Below are 14,596 nucleotides of genomic sequence, written 5' to 3'. Positions count from 1 at the left end.
TCCTCCATGATCAACACATAGTTCTGGTGGTTAAGTGTCCCTCACGCAGGTGTGTGATCGCGAAAGGGGCTGTTGGTCGTGCCGGAACTGAGGCCGTGGCGAGCCGCGAGGCCGCGGATGACGCGGGTCGCGAACGCCGTACGACCGCGTCTGGCACAGGCCGCGGACGCCGTGCGACCGCGTCTCGTGCGGGCCGCGGCGGTCGCGAGACCGCGGGTCACACGGATCGCGCGGGCCGCGAAGCCGCAGGTCGCGCGGATCGCGAGGCAGAAGACCTGGCAGTACACCGCCGGCGCCGCAGGCGCCGGACTGGCGCTGGCCGCCGGAGTGGTGACCGTCGCAGGTCCCTGGGACTCCACCGGTCAGCGTACGGCGGAGCGGGACCGGGCGGTTGCGCTGGAGGACATGGGTGGCGCAGATCACGACGGCTCCTCGAACACGGCGGGAGGGCTGCCCCGGCCCGCGCCGAGCGCCGGTTCCGTCCTCCTCGGCCTGGGCCGCGCCACGAACACCGTCAGGTCGGCCCCGACCGGACCGGCCCTCACCGAGGTCCTGACCCCCCTCCTCAAGGACGCGGCGCTCGGCCCCCGCCGCACGGCCGTGGTCGTCGACGTCGCCACCGGCAGACGGCTCTACGGCACCGGCGCCGGCAAGGCCCTGACCCCCGCCTCCACCACGAAGATCGCCACCGCGGTCGCCGCGCTGTCCGCCCTCGGCGCCGACCACCGCCTCACCACCCGCGCCGCCCTGGAACCCGACACCAACGAACTCGTCCTCGTCGGCGGCGGCGACCCCACCCTCACCGCCCACCAGGACGCCGAGGGCCGGGCGAGCCTGCGCACCCTCGCCGACCGGACCGCCGCGGCCCTGAAGAAGCGCGACATCCGCGAGGTCACGCTCTCGTACGACACGACCCTGTACGCCGGCCCGGAACTTCACCCCATCGGAGTCAACGGCAACCTCGCCCCCGTCACCTCCCTGATGACGGACGAGGCCCGCACGGACGACTCCGCGAGCGGGCCCGTGCTCCGCGCGACGGACCCGGCGGCCGACGCGACCCGTACCTTCGCCGGACTCCTCAAGAAGCACGGCATCACGACGACGTCCCCCGGCCCCTCCAAGGCGACCGGCCGCGCCACCTCCCTCGCCACGGTCTCCTCGCCCCCGCTCTCCGCCCTCGTCGAGCGCATGCTCACCAACAGCGACAACGACATCGCCGAGGCCCTGGCCCGTCAGACGGCCGTCGCGACCGGCGAGCGCGCCGACTTCGACGGTGGCGGCCGGGCGATCGGCGCACAGCTCAAGAAGCTCGGACTGCCCGTCACGGGCGCCCACTTCAAGGACGGCAGCGGTCTGAACCGGGACGACCGGCTCACCGCCGACCTCCTGACGGCCCTGCTGGCGAAGGCCGGCGACCCCGACCACCCCGAACTCCGCCCCGCCCTCACCGGCCTCCCCGTGGCCGGCTTCACCGGCACCCTGACCAGCCGTTACACAGACGGCGCGGCAGGGATCGTACGGGCCAAGACGGGCACCCTGACCGGTGTGAACGCGCTGGCGGGAACCGTGGTGGACCAGGACGGCCGGCTGCTGGCCTTCGCGTTCCTGACGGCGGACACTACGGACCCGGCGGCCGCGCAGTCGGCCCTGGACCGGACGGCGACGGCACTGGCGGCGTGCGGCTGCCGATAGCCACCCGCCGCCCGGGACCGGCCCCGCGGGCCTCCGCGGCCTGCCCCAAGCGCTGGCGCTCACGTACGGTTGACGCATGACGAGCATCGGTGGTGCCGAGATGGTCGACTGGAATCTCGCGGTGGCGACCGCGACCCGCCTCGTGCGGCCGGGCCCCGACGTGAGCCGCGACGAGGCCAGGGCCGTCGTCGCGGAACTGCGCCGGCACGCCAAGGCCTCGGAGGAACACGTCCGCGGCTTCACCCGGATGGGGACCGAAGACACCCACAACACCCCGGTCCTGGTCGTCGACCGCCCCGGCTGGGTCCGGGCGAACGTCGCCGGCTTCCGGGAGGTCCTCAAGCCCCTCCTCGACAAGATGCAGGAACGGCGCGGCAACACACCCGGCGGCGCGGTCCTCGGCGCCGTCGGCGGCAAGGTGACCGGCGTCGAGCTCGGGATGCTGCTGTCCTTCCTGTCCTCGCGCGTCCTCGGCCAGTACGAGACGTTCGCGCCGGCCACCCGCGACCTCCCCGCCGGCGGCCCCGCCGACTCGCCGAGTGGCGGCGGAAGGCTGCTCCTGGTCGCCCCGAACATCGTGCACGTGGAGCGCGAACTCGACGTGCAGCCGCACGACTTCCGTCTGTGGGTGTGCCTGCACGAGGAGACGCACCGCACGCAGTTCACGGCCGTGCCCTGGCTGCGGGACCACCTTGAGGGTGAAATCCAGTCGTTCCTGGGGGAGACCGAGGTCGACCCCATGACCGTCCTGGAACGCGTCCGGGAAGCCGCCCAGTCGCTCGCCGGCGGACGCCCCGAGGGCGAGGAGGACGAGGGCAGGTCCCTCGTGGAGATCGTGCAGACACCCGCCCAGCGGGAGATCCTCGGGCGCCTCACCGCCGTGATGTCCCTCCTGGAGGGGCACGCCGACTTCGTGATGGACGGGGTCGGGCCGCAGGTCGTGCCGACCGTCGCCGAGATCCGCGAGAAGTTCCAGCAGCGTCGCGCCAAGGGCGCCTCCCGCCTGGACCTGGCCCTGCGCAGGCTGCTCGGCCTGGACGCCAAACTCAGGCAGTACCGCGACGGCGAACGCTTCGTGCGCGCGGTCGTCGACGAGGTCGGCATGGACGGCTTCAACCGGGTGTGGACCTCTCCGAACACGCTCCCGACCAAGACGGAGATCGCCAAACCGGCGGAGTGGGTCGCGCGGGTGCACCGCAAGGCCGATTCGTGAACCGCGCGCGGAGGTCGTGAAGGGAATCCGGCCGACGGCAGGCGAACGCCCCTCCAATCACCCGTCCGAGGGACCGTGGGCGATGGGTAGGCGTGCAATGCTCGGGGAACGGCCCGGTTCTGTCACCATCTACACACTCTGAGTGACCGAGCTCGGGTTCACCTCCCCGAAAACTTCATGAAGGGAACCGGACATGGGTCCCCATCCTGCGGTCGCGGCGATACGCCTGGCGGTCCGCCGCGTCCTCCACGACATCCTCACCGAGCACAGCCGTACGACTCTCAGCCGTACGACCCTCACGACCGGAGCCCCCGCCGCCTCCGGCGACACCCTCCCGCACGAGCGCCCGCCGTCACCGCTCGTGCTCGTGGCATGCTCCGGCGGCGCCGACTCCATGGCCCTCGCCTCGGCCCTCGCCTTCGAAGCACCCAAACTCGGCATCCGGGCCGGCGGCGTCACCGTCGACCACGGCCTGCAGCCCGGCTCCGATCTGCGCGCCGACGAGGTCGTCCTGCGCCTGCGCGAACTGGGCCTCGACCCGGTCGAGTCGACCGCCGTGACCGTCGGCCGCGAAGGCGGACCCGAGGCAGCCGCCCGCGACGCCCGCTACGCCGCCCTCGACGCCGCCGCCGAACGCCACGGCGCCCACGCCGTCCTGCTCGGCCACACCCGCGACGACCAGGCGGAGACCGTCCTGCTCGGCCTCGCCCGCGGCTCCGGCATCCGCTCCCTGTCCGGCATGGCCGCCGTCTCCGGGGGGCCGGGTGCCGCCCGCCGCTACCGCCGCCCCTTCCTCCAGGTGGACCGGCAGGCCGCCCGCAAGGCCTGCATGGTCCAGGCGCTGCCCGTCTGGGACGACCCGCACAACGTCGACCCGGCGTACACCCGCTCCCGGCTGCGGCACGAGGGACTGCCGGCCCTGGAGAAGGCGCTCGGCAAAGGCGTCGTGGAGGCGCTCGCCCGGACGGCCCAGCTCTCCCGCGACGACGCCGACGCCCTCGACGCCTGGGCCGGCCAGGCCGAGGCCTCCGTCCGGGACGCCACCGGACTCCTGGAGTGCGCCAAGCTCTACGCCCTGCCGCCCGCCGTGCGCCGCCGCATCCTGCGCCGCGCCGCCATCGAGGCTGGCGCCCCCGCGGGTTCGCTGTTCGCCCGTCACATCGAGGAAGTCGACCGGCTGATCACCGGCTGGCGCGGCCAGGGGGTCATCAATCTCCCGGGCAAAGTCGCCGCCCAGCGGCAGGGTGGCAGACTGGTGATCCGGCAAGGCTGAATCTCCTCCCCTTTCGAGGGGATCCGGGCCTTTTCCGAGGGCCAGGGCAGCCGGTGGGACGACCGAAAGTGATGCGGGTGGACGCGAACGACATGGGTGCCGATCTCAAATCGGTACTCATCACCAAGGAAGAGATCGACGCGAAGCTGATCGAGCTCGCCGCGAAGATCGACGCGGAGTACGCGGGCAAGGACCTGCTCATCGTCGGTGTGCTCAAGGGCGCGGTGATGGTCATGGCCGACCTCGCCCGAGCGCTGTCCACCCCCGTCACCATGGACTGGATGGCCGTGTCGTCGTACGGCGCGGGCACCCAGTCCTCCGGTGTCGTGCGGATCCTCAAGGACCTCGACACCGACATCAAGGGCAAGCACGTCCTCATCGTCGAGGACATCATCGACTCCGGCCTGACGCTGTCCTGGCTGATCTCCAACCTCGGCTCGCGCGAGCCCGCGTCCCTCAACGTGTGCACGCTGCTGCGCAAGCCCGAGGCCGCCAAGGTCGCCATCGACGTCGAGTGGGTCGGCTTCGACATCCCGAACGAGTTCGTCGTCGGTTACGGCCTCGACTACGCCGAGAAGTACCGCAACCTGCCGTTCGTCGGTACGCTCGCGCCGCACGTCTACGGCGGCTGAGCCAGACGGCCCAAGCCCTGTAAGACGATCGGGAACCCCAGCGGGTTTCGCGCCGTTGGAGCATGCAGACGGGTCTACCGGCTGTCCCGTGCGGCTTCGGCCCACCATGCTGGGGTACCGTCAGAAGAACTGTCTTATCAAACTCACTATGGCAGGAGGGACGGGGCGACACCGCTCCGTATGGATGGACGTGAAGCGATACTTCCGTGGGCCGGTCATGTGGATCGTGCTGGCCGTCCTTGCCGTGGTCGTGTTGATGCAGGTCGTCGGCTCGTCCGGTGGCTACAAGACGGTGGACACCGGCCAGGTGATCCAGGCGATCAATGACAACAAGGTCGAGCAGGCCAAGCTGACCACCGGCGACGAGTCGACCATCAAGGTCCAGCTCAAGGACGGCGAAAAGGTCGAGGGCAGCTCGAAGATCCAGGCGAGCTACATCGGCGACCAGGGCGTGACCATCGCCGGCACGCTGCAGACCAAATACCAGGACAAGCAGATCCCGGACGGTTACACCGTCTCGCCGACGAAGCAGAACGCCTTCGTCGGGATCCTGCTCTCTCTGCTCCCCTTCGTCCTCATCGTGGTCGTCTTCCTGTTCCTGATGAATCAGATGCAGGGCGGCGGCTCCCGGGTCATGAACTTCGGGAAGTCCAAGGCGAAGCTCATCACCAAGGACACCCCGAAGACGACGTTCGCAGACGTCGCCGGCTCGGACGAGGCCGTCGAGGAGCTCCACGAGATCAAGGAGTTCCTGCAGGAACCGGCGAAGTTCCAGGCCGTCGGGGCGAAGATCCCCAAGGGCGTACTGCTGTACGGCCCGCCCGGCACCGGCAAGACCCTCCTCGCGCGAGCTGTCGCGGGCGAGGCCGGTGTGCCGTTCTACTCGATCTCCGGTTCCGACTTCGTCGAGATGTTCGTCGGTGTCGGTGCCTCCCGAGTCCGTGACCTGTTCGAGCAGGCCAAGGCGAACGCCCCGGCGATCGTCTTCGTCGACGAGATCGACGCGGTCGGCCGCCATCGCGGCGCCGGCCTCGGCGGTGGTCACGACGAGCGCGAGCAGACCCTGAACCAGCTGCTCGTCGAGATGGACGGCTTCGACGTCAAGGGCGGCGTGATCCTCATCGCCGCGACGAACCGGCCCGACATCCTCGACCCGGCCCTTCTGCGGCCCGGCCGTTTCGACCGCCAGATCGCGGTCGACCGCCCGGACATGCAGGGCCGGCTGGAGATCCTCAAGGTTCACCAGAAGGGCAAGCCGGTCGCACCGGACGTCGACCTGTCGGCCGTCGCCCGCCGTACCCCGGGCTTCACCGGCGCGGACCTGTCGAACGTGCTGAACGAAGCGGCGCTCCTCACGGCGCGCGGCGACAAGAAGCTCGTCGACAACCACGCGCTGGACGAGGCGATCGACCGTGTCGTGGCGGGCCCGCAGAAGCGGACCCGGATCATGTCGGACAAGGAAAAGAAGATCACCGCGTACCACGAGGGCGGCCACGCCCTGGTCGCGGCGGCCTCCCCGAACTCCGACCCGGTCCACAAGATCACGATCCTCTCCAGAGGACGTGCTCTGGGCTACACGATGGTCCTGCCGGACGAGGACAAGTACTCGACCACGCGCAACGAGATGCTGGACCAGCTGGCTTACATGCTGGGCGGCCGCGCGGCCGAGGAGCTCGTCTTCCACGACCCGACCACCGGCGCTGCGAACGACATCGAGAAGGCCACCGCAACGGCCCGCGCGATGGTCACGCAGTACGGCATGACCGAGCGTCTCGGCGCCATCAAGTTCGGTGGCGACAACACCGAGCCGTTCCTCGGCCGGGAGATGTCGCACCCGCGTGACTACTCGGAAGAGGTCGCCGCGCTGGTCGACGAGGAGGTCAAGAAGCTCATCGAGACGGCGCACAACGAGGCCTGGGAGATCCTGGTCGAGAACCGCGACGTCCTCGACGCGCTCGTGCTCCAACTGCTGGAGAAGGAGACGCTGAACAAGGAGCAGATCGCAGAGGTCTTCGCTCCGATCGTCAAGCGTCCCCCGCGGCCGGCCTGGACCGGCTCCTCCCGTCGTACGCCGTCCACCCGTCCGCCGGTGCTCTCCCCCAGGGAGCTCGCACTGACGAACGGTGCCAACGGCGCCACGCCGGCGATCTCCACGGCGAAGTCCACCGCGGCGGAACCCGCCCCGGTGACCGAGCCCGCACCCGAGGAGCGTCCGGAGAGCTGACTCCTCGGACACCTCGGCCCCGGTGACCCCACCGGGCCCGGAATGGATGCCGCGCCCCCCAGGTTCTAGCCTGGGGGGCGCGGCATGTGTGTGTCCGCAGATGAGGTGCGTGGCCCACACGCGCGACAGGCACAGGAACGAGGCACCCAATGACCGACCCCGTGACGCTGGACGGCGAGGGCGCGATCGGCGAGTTCGACGAGAAGCGGGCCGAGAACGCCGTGCGCGAGCTGCTGATCGCGGTCGGCGAGGACCCGGACCGCGAAGGCCTCAGGGAGACGCCGGCGCGGGTGGCGCGGGCGTACCAGGAGATTTTCGCGGGGTTGTGGCAGAAGCCCGAGGACGTGCTGACGACGACGTTCGACCTGGGGCACGACGAGATGGTGCTCGTGAAGGACATCGAGGTGTACTCGACGTGTGAGCACCACCTCGTGCCGTTCCGGGGGGTCGCCCACGTCGGATACATTCCGGCCACCAGCGGCAAGATCACCGGCCTGTCCAAGCTGGCCCGCCTGGTGGACGTCTACGCCCGCCGACCGCAGGTGCAGGAACGACTCACCACGCAGATCGCGGACTCCCTGATGGAGATCCTGGAGCCGCGGGGCGTCATCGTGGTCGTGGAGTGCGAGCACATGTGCATGTCGATGCGGGGGATCCGCAAGCCCGGTGCCAAGACCATCACGTCGGCCGTGCGCGGGCAGTTGCGGGACGCGGCGACGCGGAACGAGGCGATGAGCCTCATCATGGCGCGCTGAGCGGTTCGTTCGGTCGGGCTCCCGGCTGCTGTCGGGCTCCCGACCGCTCGGCGGGTCAGGCCGCCGAAGCCGCCCCCGTGTTGCGGTCGTCGTCCTCCGGGAGCCTGCAGACGCGCTCCAGGAAGATGGCGGCCACTATGACGGCGACGCCCGCGAGGACCGAGAAGCCGGCGTAGACGGCCTGGTCGCGGCGGGCGGGGATGTCGAGGTACTCCAGGAGGAAGACTCCGGTGCCGCCGTACATACCGGAGACCAGGGCGGCCACCAGGGCGCTGGCCTGGCCGAAAACGACCGCGCGGGCCGCCATCAGCGGGTCGACCGCCTTGGCCTCGGGGCGGCGATCGCGCTGGGCCTTGAGGCGGGCGCGGAGGGAGAGCGCCGTGGACAGCAGCACCGCGGCGATCAGCGCGAGGACGATGGGGGCGGCCAGGGGGACGCTGGGGAGGGTCCCCACCGAGTTCCAGAGGCGGGCGCCCGCCCAGGACACGATCCCGGCGACGGCGAAGACGCCGACCAGCAGCCTGATGCGCAGCTCTCTCACGGTGTCCCTTCAACTCCCCGGCCGTGGTCCCGGACGGTGGTCGTGACCGCGGCCGGCCGGACCGTCCGCCCGGCCGACCCGGGGGGTCCGGTCGGGTCTGCCCGTCCGCCCCGCCCCGGGGTCGTCTTGACCTTAACGGCTACTCGGGCAGCCGGAGTTCCAGGTCCTTGCGGGCTTCCACGCCGTCGCGGGTGACGGTGTCGAGAAGCGCGGCGACCGCGCCCCTGCCGGGCAGCTGGGCCTCGGGCTCCACGTCGTGCCAGGGCGCGAGGACGAAGGCGCGTTCGTGGGCGCGCGGGTGGGGGAGGGTGAGGTGCGGGTCGTCGGTGACGACATCGGCGTACGCCACGATGTCGACGTCGAGGGTGCGGGCGCCCCAGCGCTCGTCCCGGACGCGGTGGAAGGCCTCCTCGACGGCGTGCGCCCGCTCCAGGAGGGAGGAGGGGGGCAGCGTCGTCTTCAGCACCACGACCGCGTTGAAGTAGGACGGCTGGCTGCCCGGCTCGACGCCCCACGGCTCCGTCTCGTACACGGGGGAGACGGCCTTGATGCGGAGGCCGGGGGTGTCCTCCAGGGCGTCGATGGCCCCCTGGAGGGTCTCCAGGCGGTTGCCCAGGTTGGAGCCGAGGGCGATCACGGCTCGTTTCGGGTTGTGGAGGGTGGTGTCGGCGGCGTCGACCTGCTCGACGACGGAGGCCGGTACCGGCTGTACGGTCGGGTCGCTGTGACCGGTGAACGAGGCAGTCATACACGGCTCCGGGTGATGGTGACGGTCACGTCGTCGAAGGGGACGGTGATCGGCGCGTCCGGTTTGTGGACGCAGACCTCGACCTCCTGGACCCCTTCGTGCTTCAGACAGGCCTGGGCGATGCGCTCGGCGAGCGTCTCGATGAGGTTGACGGGCTCGCCCTGGACGACGGCCACGACCTCCTCCGCCACGATGCCGTAGTGCACGGTCTTCGCGAGGTCGTCGTCGGCCGCGGCCGGACGGGTGTCCAGGCCGAGGACGAGGTCCACGATGAAGGTCTGGCCCTCCTCGCGCTCCTTGGGGAACACGCCGTGGTGCCCACGGGCCTTGAGGCCGCGCAGCGCGACACGATCCACGCGAATCACTCCTGCAATCGTCGGTGAGGGCCGGTTCGTCCCGCGTGCGGGCGGCACACCGGCCTCGAACGAATCTACCTGCGAGCACTGACAGGGCCGGGCCACGGGGGGCGCGGCCCGAGCCGGGCCCAGGAGGGTTCATCCTGCGTTTCCCCTGGGGAACCCGGCGGCTCACGGGCTGGTAGCCGCCCCTACCCCGGGTCCGTGATTCCAACCACTTCTTGGTCCGTGCGGGCGGTTCACGGGGCGCGCGGAGGCATGCGGGCGCCGCCCGTTCCCCCGGGGCGCCACGTGTCCCTCCCTGGCGCCCACCCGTTCAGTCGGAGGTGTCGTCGCTTTCTTCCTCGTCGTTCTCGGCCAGCACCGGGGACGCGTGGTGGGACCAGAGTTTCCAGCCGTCGGGGGTGCGGCGGAAGACGTTCGTGGCGACGACCAGCTGGCCGACGAGCGGTCCGAGCTCCTCGTCGCCCTCGGGGGCGGGGCCGCCGCTGAGGATGTTCTCCGTGCAGGTCACCAGGGCGGTGTCGCCGGTGACGGACACATGCACGTCGGTGAGGAAGAACTGGATGTAGTCCGTGTTCGCCATGATCAGGGCGTACGACCTGAGGACCTCGCCGCGGCCGGTCAGGACGGGCCAGCCCGGGTGCACGCAGGAGACCACGCCGACGTCGGCCGGGTCGTGGTACTCCTCGTCGACGCCCAGGTCGGCCGGGGTGAGCCAGAGCGAGGTCACCGTGTCGAAGTCGCCGCGCTCCATCGCCTCGTAGAAGGCGGTGTTGGCGAGTTCGACCTCCTCGACATCGGTGTGGGGGGCGGTCACCGGTCTCCTTCCGGGCCGTCGCCCGCGGCGCGCGCGCCCCTCGCGGAGCCGGTGCCGTCCGGAGAGCCGGTGCCTGCCGTGGACCCGGTGTCCTCCGCGGCGCGCGCGTTCTCCACGGCGCGTGCCACCCGTACCGCGTCCGCCGTCGCACGCACCTCGTGCACGCGCACCGCCCATGCGCCGGCGTGCGCCGCGAGCGCGGAGACGGCGGCCGTGGCGGCGTCGCGCTCGCGGGCGGGCGGGGGCGAGCCCTCCGGACCGGCCAGGACGTGGCCGAGGAAGCGCTTGCGGGAGGCGGCGACCAGCAGCGGATGGCCCAGGCCGAGGAGACGGTCGAGGCGGGCGAGGAGTGCGAGGTCGTGGCCGGCGTCCTTGGAGAAGCCGAGGCCGGGGTCGATGACCACGCGGTCGGGGGCGATGCCGCCTTCCAGAACGGCCTCCACGCGCGCGTGCAGTTCGTCGACGACTTCGGCGACGACGTCGTCGTACGTGCCCCGGACGTTGCCGCCCTCCAGGAAGCCGCGCCAGTGCATGACGACGAAGGGGGCGCCGGCGGCGGCCACCGCCGGGATCATCGCGGGGTCGGCGAGGCCGCCGCTGACGTCGTTGACGAGCGCCGCACCGGCGGCCAGGGCGCGTTCGGCGACCGTGGCGCGCATGGTGTCGACGGAGACGGCGACGCCCTCGGAGGCGAGGCCGTGGACGACGGGGATGACGCGCTTGAGTTCCTCGGCCTCGTCCACCCGGGTGGCGCCCGGGCGGGTGGACTCGCCGCCGACGTCGACCAGGTCGGCGCCCTCGCCGACGAGGTCCAGGCCATGCTTGACGGCGGCCGTCGTGTCGAAGAAGCGTCCGCCGTCGGAGAAGGAGTCGGGGGTGACGTTCACGACTCCCATGACCGCGCAGCGGCCCCAGTCAGGAAGGCCTGCGACGCGCCCGCGTCCGCTCTGCTTGCTCATACGTTCAGCGTAGGCCCCGGGCGGGGGCGAGAGGCCCGGGGCCCGGTCGCCGGTGACCGGCGTCCGTCCCGGTCAGGCCGCCCGGACGTCCCGCTCCGCTACCGAGTGCGCGCACGCGCGCGAGGCGACCGTGCGGCGGCGCAGGAAGCGCGGCAGCGGCAGGGCCAGGTTGACGAAACCCTCCGCCTGCATGGCGGCGAAGCCGATGCGGGGCAGGTCCCCGGAGGCGCGGTAGACGACGAAGCGGGGCTCCCAGCGGGGCTGGAACTTGGCGTTGAACTTGTACAGGGACTCGATCTGGAACCAGCGGGAGAGGAAGACCAGCAGTCCGCGCCAGGCGCGCAGCACCGGTCCGGCGCCGATCTTCTCGCCGCGGGCCAGAGCCGAGCGGAACATCGCGAAGTTCAGCGAGACGCGCGCGATGCCCAGCCTCGGCGCCGCCTGGAGCGCGGCCACGATCAGCAGTTCGTTCATGCCGGGGTCGGCCGAGCGGTCCCGTCGCATCAGGTCCAGGGACGCGCCGTCCGTGCCCCAGGGCACGAAGTGGAGGATCGCCTTGAGGTCGCCGTACTGCCCCGGCTTCTCGTCGGCCTTGTGGGCGGTGGCGATGAGGCAGTCGCCGTCGGCCGGGTCGCCGATGCGGCCCAGCGCCATGGAGAAGCCGCGTTCGGTGTCGGTGCCGCGCCAGTCCTCGGCGGCACGGCGGATGCGGTCCAGTTCGACGTCGCCGACGTCACGTACGCGCCGGACCCGGGTCTCGTAACCGGCGCGCTCGATGCGTTTGACCATCTGGCGCACATTGCGCATCGCACGGCCGGCCAGGGAGAAATCCGCCACGTCCACCACCGCCTCGTCGCCCAGTTCCAGGGCGTCGAGGCCGGTCTCGCGGGTCCAGACCTCGCCGCCGGTCTCGGAGCAGCCCATGACGGCGGGGGTCCAGGAGTGGGCCCTGGCCTCGTCCATGAAGCGCTCGATGGCGCCGGGCCAGGCCTCGACGTCACCGATCGGGTCGCCGCTGGCGAGCATCACGCCGGAGACGACGCGGTACGTCACGGCCGCCTTGCCGCTCGGTGAGAAGACGACGGCCTTGTCGCGGCGGAGCGCGAAGTGGCCGAGGGAGTCGCGACCGCCGTGCTTGTCCAGGAGGGCGCGCAGTTGGGTCTCGTCCTGCGTGGTGAGGCGCGCGGCGGGGTGTTCGGGGCGGAAGGCCAGGTAGATCGTGGTGATGGCGGTGAGCAGGCCCAGGGCGCCCAGCGAGAAGGCGACCGTCCAGGAGGTGGTGCCCTGGTAGTCCACGGGGCCCTCGAAGCCGAACAGGCCGTACAGGACGTGGGAGATCCGGTCGGCGAGGCTCGGGTCGCCGACCATGCGGTTCGGGTGGACGCTGACGATGACCAGCCCGAGAGCGAGGGAACCGGCGCCCATGAGGACGAAGTTGGCCAGTGCCCGCCAGCGGCTGCGCGGGTCGGGCAGGGCGGCGAACTGGTCGCGGTGGCGCAGCAGGGGCGCGAGCAGCGCGAGCGAGACGAGCACGCCCACGAGCGAGTGCCGGTACGTGAACTGCGCCACCGCGCCCGCCGGGAGCAGCACCACGGCCGCGCGCCAGGCCCGGCGCTTGTGGCGCTTGAGTCCGTGGGCGAGCAGTAGCAACAGCACGCCGGCGCTGAGCGAGAGGGCGGCGGCGAACGGCCCGAACGCGCCGGGCAGCACCTCGGCCATGGTGTGCATACGGCTGTGCCGGAAGCGCGGGAAGACGCCCGCGGCGATGTCCACGAGGCCCACCAGCGCGCACGCTCTGCCGACGAGAGCCGGGACGGCCTCGGGGCGCGGACCACTCAGGGCGCGCCGCACCTGGTGTGATCGGGTCGGAACCTCGCCCGACATTTCCTCATCTGTCCTGACAGACATCGCATCCCGTTGTTCCGCGAGAGACCTTGGATCCGGGCCCGATTCGGGCATCCGGCGACATTGCGCCCTCTAGGACGGTGTCTCAGGGGGAGAGGTTCACTCATCTTCTCAAAACCGGTTCAAAGCCCGGGGAAAGTCCCGGACAAGCCCTCGCGAAGGAACCCATGGGTCTCACGAGCAACAAGACACTGCTGCTGGCGGTGCTCTTCGCCGTGCTGCTGTTCGGCGGCACGGTGTGGCTGTGGCCACGGCTGGCGCGGCGGAACTGGCGGGCCGTCGGCGGGCGCGTGGGCCTGCTGCTGGCCACCCAGTTGGCACTCTTCCTGTCGGTCGGTCTGGCCGCCAACCAGGCCTTCGGTTTCTACGCCTCCTGGGCGGACCTGTTCGGCCAGGAGACCGATCAGGGTGTCGTCGTCGACCACGCCGAGGGTCTTGGTCCCGGCGGCCCTCTCCGGGTGGTCGACACGCGGCGGGTGAAAGAGACGGGTGGTCTGAGGCCGCAGGTCGGCGGACAGATCCAGGAGATCGCCATTGTGGGCCGTACGACGCGAATCGCCACGCCCGCCTATGTGTATCTGCCGCCGGAGTACTTCCAGCCGCAGTACCGCACACGGAAGTTTCCCGCGGCCGTCGTCCTCACCGGTTATCCGGGAACGGCTCAGGCGCTGGTGAGCAAACTCCACTACCCGCGCACCGCCTGGCGGCTCGCGGAGAACGGACGTATGCAGCCGATGATCCTGGTGATGCTGCGGCCGACGGTCGCGCCGCCGCGGGACACGGAGTGCGTGGACGTCCCGGGCGGCCCGCAGACCGAGTCGTTCTTCGCCAGGGATCTGCCCGACGCCGTACTGGCCCACTACAGGGTGGGGGAGAAGCCGGGCGGCTGGGGCATCATCGGCGACTCCACGGGCGGCTACTGCGCGCTGAAGCTCGCCCTGCACCACCCCGACGTGTACGCCGCCGGGGCGGGGCTGTCCGCCTACTACGACGCGCCCAAGGACCCCACCACGGGCGACCTGTTCCACGGCGACAAGGAGCGGCGCAACCGCGCGAACCTCTGGTGGTACCTCGCCCACGAACCCGCGCCCGACACGTCCCTGCTCGTGACCAGCAGCAAGGTCGGGGAGGCGAACTACAAGGACACGCTGAAGTTCATAGAGCGCGTCAAGGACACCGGGCGGACGCGGATCTCGTCGATCATCCTCGATAGCGGCGGGCACAACTTCAACACCTGGCGACGGGAGATTCCGGCGACCCTGCAGTGGATCAGCGGACGACTGGACGACCACTGAAGGGGACGACCACTGAAGATGGCCGCTGAACTGGATGGTCACTGAAAATGATCTTGTGGTTCTCCGGGTTCTCGTCGGGCCCGTCTTGCCAATCCTGCCGAATTCCGTGACGGATCTGATTCCTGATGACTCGTGAAGGCTTCGGGATGGCATCGTTTTTATGACCCGGGCCACCATCATTCG

At 70.9% G+C, this 14,596-nt stretch carries 13 protein-coding genes; 7 read left to right on the top strand and 6 right to left on the bottom strand.

Annotated features, from left to right (window positions below; genetic code table 11):
- Positions 1-117: 117 nt before the first annotated feature.
- From dacB to folE, 6 genes are all read left to right on the top strand, one after another.
- The gene (gene dacB, locus ACZ5VD_RS35880) at positions 118-1,692 is read left to right on the top strand and encodes a D-alanyl-D-alanine carboxypeptidase/D-alanyl-D-alanine endopeptidase (RefSeq protein WP_468684696.1); all 1,575 of its coding nucleotides are present in this window, start codon (positions 118-120) and stop codon (positions 1,690-1,692) included.
- A gap of 76 nt (positions 1,693-1,768) precedes the next feature.
- Entirely contained in the window at positions 1,769-2,905 is a 1,137-nt protein-coding gene (locus ACZ5VD_RS35875; protein ID WP_468553040.1) for a zinc-dependent metalloprotease, read from the top strand.
- 193 nt (positions 2,906-3,098) lie between these two features.
- On the top strand, positions 3,099-4,178 hold the full coding sequence (gene tilS, locus ACZ5VD_RS35870; RefSeq protein WP_468553041.1) for a tRNA lysidine(34) synthetase TilS: 1,080 nt from the start codon (positions 3,099-3,101) through the stop codon (positions 4,176-4,178).
- A gap of 71 nt (positions 4,179-4,249) precedes the next feature.
- Positions 4,250-4,810: a hypoxanthine phosphoribosyltransferase gene (gene hpt / locus ACZ5VD_RS35865; protein ID WP_468553102.1), complete on the top strand. Its 561-nt coding sequence runs from the start codon at positions 4,250-4,252 to the stop codon at positions 4,808-4,810.
- A 184-nt stretch (positions 4,811-4,994) separates the two neighbouring features.
- Positions 4,995-7,034, top strand: a complete 2,040-nt coding sequence (gene ftsH, locus ACZ5VD_RS35860) for an ATP-dependent zinc metalloprotease FtsH (RefSeq protein WP_468553042.1) — start codon at positions 4,995-4,997, stop codon at positions 7,032-7,034.
- Positions 7,035-7,183: 149 nt separating this feature from the next.
- Positions 7,184-7,789 (top strand): GTP cyclohydrolase I FolE, encoded by a 606-nt coding sequence (gene folE, locus ACZ5VD_RS35855; RefSeq protein WP_468553043.1) that lies wholly within the window; start codon positions 7,184-7,186, stop codon positions 7,787-7,789.
- Positions 7,790-7,844: 55 nt separating this feature from the next.
- Here folE and ACZ5VD_RS35850 read toward each other — a convergent pair whose 3' ends face one another.
- From ACZ5VD_RS35850 to ACZ5VD_RS35825, 6 genes are all read right to left on the bottom strand, one after another.
- Positions 7,845-8,330 (bottom strand): DUF3180 domain-containing protein, encoded by a 486-nt coding sequence (locus tag ACZ5VD_RS35850; RefSeq protein WP_468553044.1) that lies wholly within the window; start codon positions 8,328-8,330, stop codon positions 7,845-7,847.
- Between the two features lie 139 nt (positions 8,331-8,469).
- Positions 8,470-9,078: a 2-amino-4-hydroxy-6-hydroxymethyldihydropteridine diphosphokinase gene (gene folK, locus ACZ5VD_RS35845; RefSeq protein WP_468553045.1), complete on the bottom strand. Its 609-nt coding sequence runs from the start codon at positions 9,076-9,078 to the stop codon at positions 8,470-8,472.
- Complete coding sequence (gene folB / locus ACZ5VD_RS35840) at positions 9,075-9,434, bottom strand: dihydroneopterin aldolase (RefSeq protein WP_468553046.1); 360 nt, start codon at positions 9,432-9,434, stop codon at positions 9,075-9,077. The genes folK and folB overlap by 4 nt, the downstream gene beginning before the upstream one ends.
- 316 nt (positions 9,435-9,750) lie before the next feature.
- Complete coding sequence (locus ACZ5VD_RS35835) at positions 9,751-10,254, bottom strand: nuclear transport factor 2 family protein (RefSeq protein WP_468553047.1); 504 nt, start codon at positions 10,252-10,254, stop codon at positions 9,751-9,753.
- A complete protein-coding gene (folP, locus tag ACZ5VD_RS35830; RefSeq protein WP_468684694.1) occupies positions 10,251-11,213 on the bottom strand; it encodes a dihydropteroate synthase in 963 nt (320 codons plus the stop codon). The genes ACZ5VD_RS35835 and folP overlap by 4 nt, the downstream gene beginning before the upstream one ends.
- A 72-nt stretch (positions 11,214-11,285) precedes the next feature.
- The gene (locus ACZ5VD_RS35825) at positions 11,286-13,097 is read right to left on the bottom strand and encodes a phosphatidylglycerol lysyltransferase domain-containing protein (protein ID WP_468684693.1); all 1,812 of its coding nucleotides are present in this window, start codon (positions 13,095-13,097) and stop codon (positions 11,286-11,288) included.
- A gap of 188 nt (positions 13,098-13,285) precedes the next feature.
- Here ACZ5VD_RS35825 and ACZ5VD_RS35820 point away from each other — a divergent pair, with 188 nt between their 5' ends.
- On the top strand, positions 13,286-14,413 hold the full coding sequence (locus tag ACZ5VD_RS35820) for an alpha/beta hydrolase (RefSeq protein WP_468684691.1): 1,128 nt from the start codon (positions 13,286-13,288) through the stop codon (positions 14,411-14,413).
- Positions 14,414-14,596 lie beyond the last annotated feature (183 nt).

It is taken from the genome of Streptomyces sp. NPDC032822, assembly GCF_055578825.1.
The sequence above is the reverse complement of the archived record's forward strand: the minus strand, read 5'-3'. Positions and strand labels throughout refer to the sequence as shown.

What these genes read in the sequence shown, in the direction of transcription:
- tilS (WP_468553041.1), top strand. Translation starts at nt 3,099, where the DNA reads ATGGGTCCCCATCCTGCGGTCGCGGCGATACGCCTGGCGGTCCGCCGC.
- folE (WP_468553043.1), top strand. Translation starts at nt 7,184, where the DNA reads ATGACCGACCCCGTGACGCTGGACGGCGAGGGCGCGATCGGCGAGTTC.
- ACZ5VD_RS35825 (WP_468684693.1), bottom strand. Translation starts at nt 13,097, where the DNA reads ATGTCGGGCGAGGTTCCGACCCGATCACACCAGGTGCGGCGCGCCCTG.
- hpt (WP_468553102.1), top strand. Translation starts at nt 4,250, where the DNA reads ATGCGGGTGGACGCGAACGACATGGGTGCCGATCTCAAATCGGTACTC.
- folK (WP_468553045.1), bottom strand. Translation starts at nt 9,078, where the DNA reads ATGACTGCCTCGTTCACCGGTCACAGCGACCCGACCGTACAGCCGGTA.
- ACZ5VD_RS35820 (WP_468684691.1), top strand. Translation starts at nt 13,286, where the DNA reads ATGGGTCTCACGAGCAACAAGACACTGCTGCTGGCGGTGCTCTTCGCC.
- dacB (WP_468684696.1), top strand. Translation starts at nt 118, where the DNA reads ATGACGCGGGTCGCGAACGCCGTACGACCGCGTCTGGCACAGGCCGCG.
- ftsH (WP_468553042.1), top strand. Translation starts at nt 4,995, where the DNA reads ATGGACGTGAAGCGATACTTCCGTGGGCCGGTCATGTGGATCGTGCTG.
- ACZ5VD_RS35875 (WP_468553040.1), top strand. Translation starts at nt 1,769, where the DNA reads ATGACGAGCATCGGTGGTGCCGAGATGGTCGACTGGAATCTCGCGGTG.
- folP (WP_468684694.1), bottom strand. Translation starts at nt 11,213, where the DNA reads ATGAGCAAGCAGAGCGGACGCGGGCGCGTCGCAGGCCTTCCTGACTGG.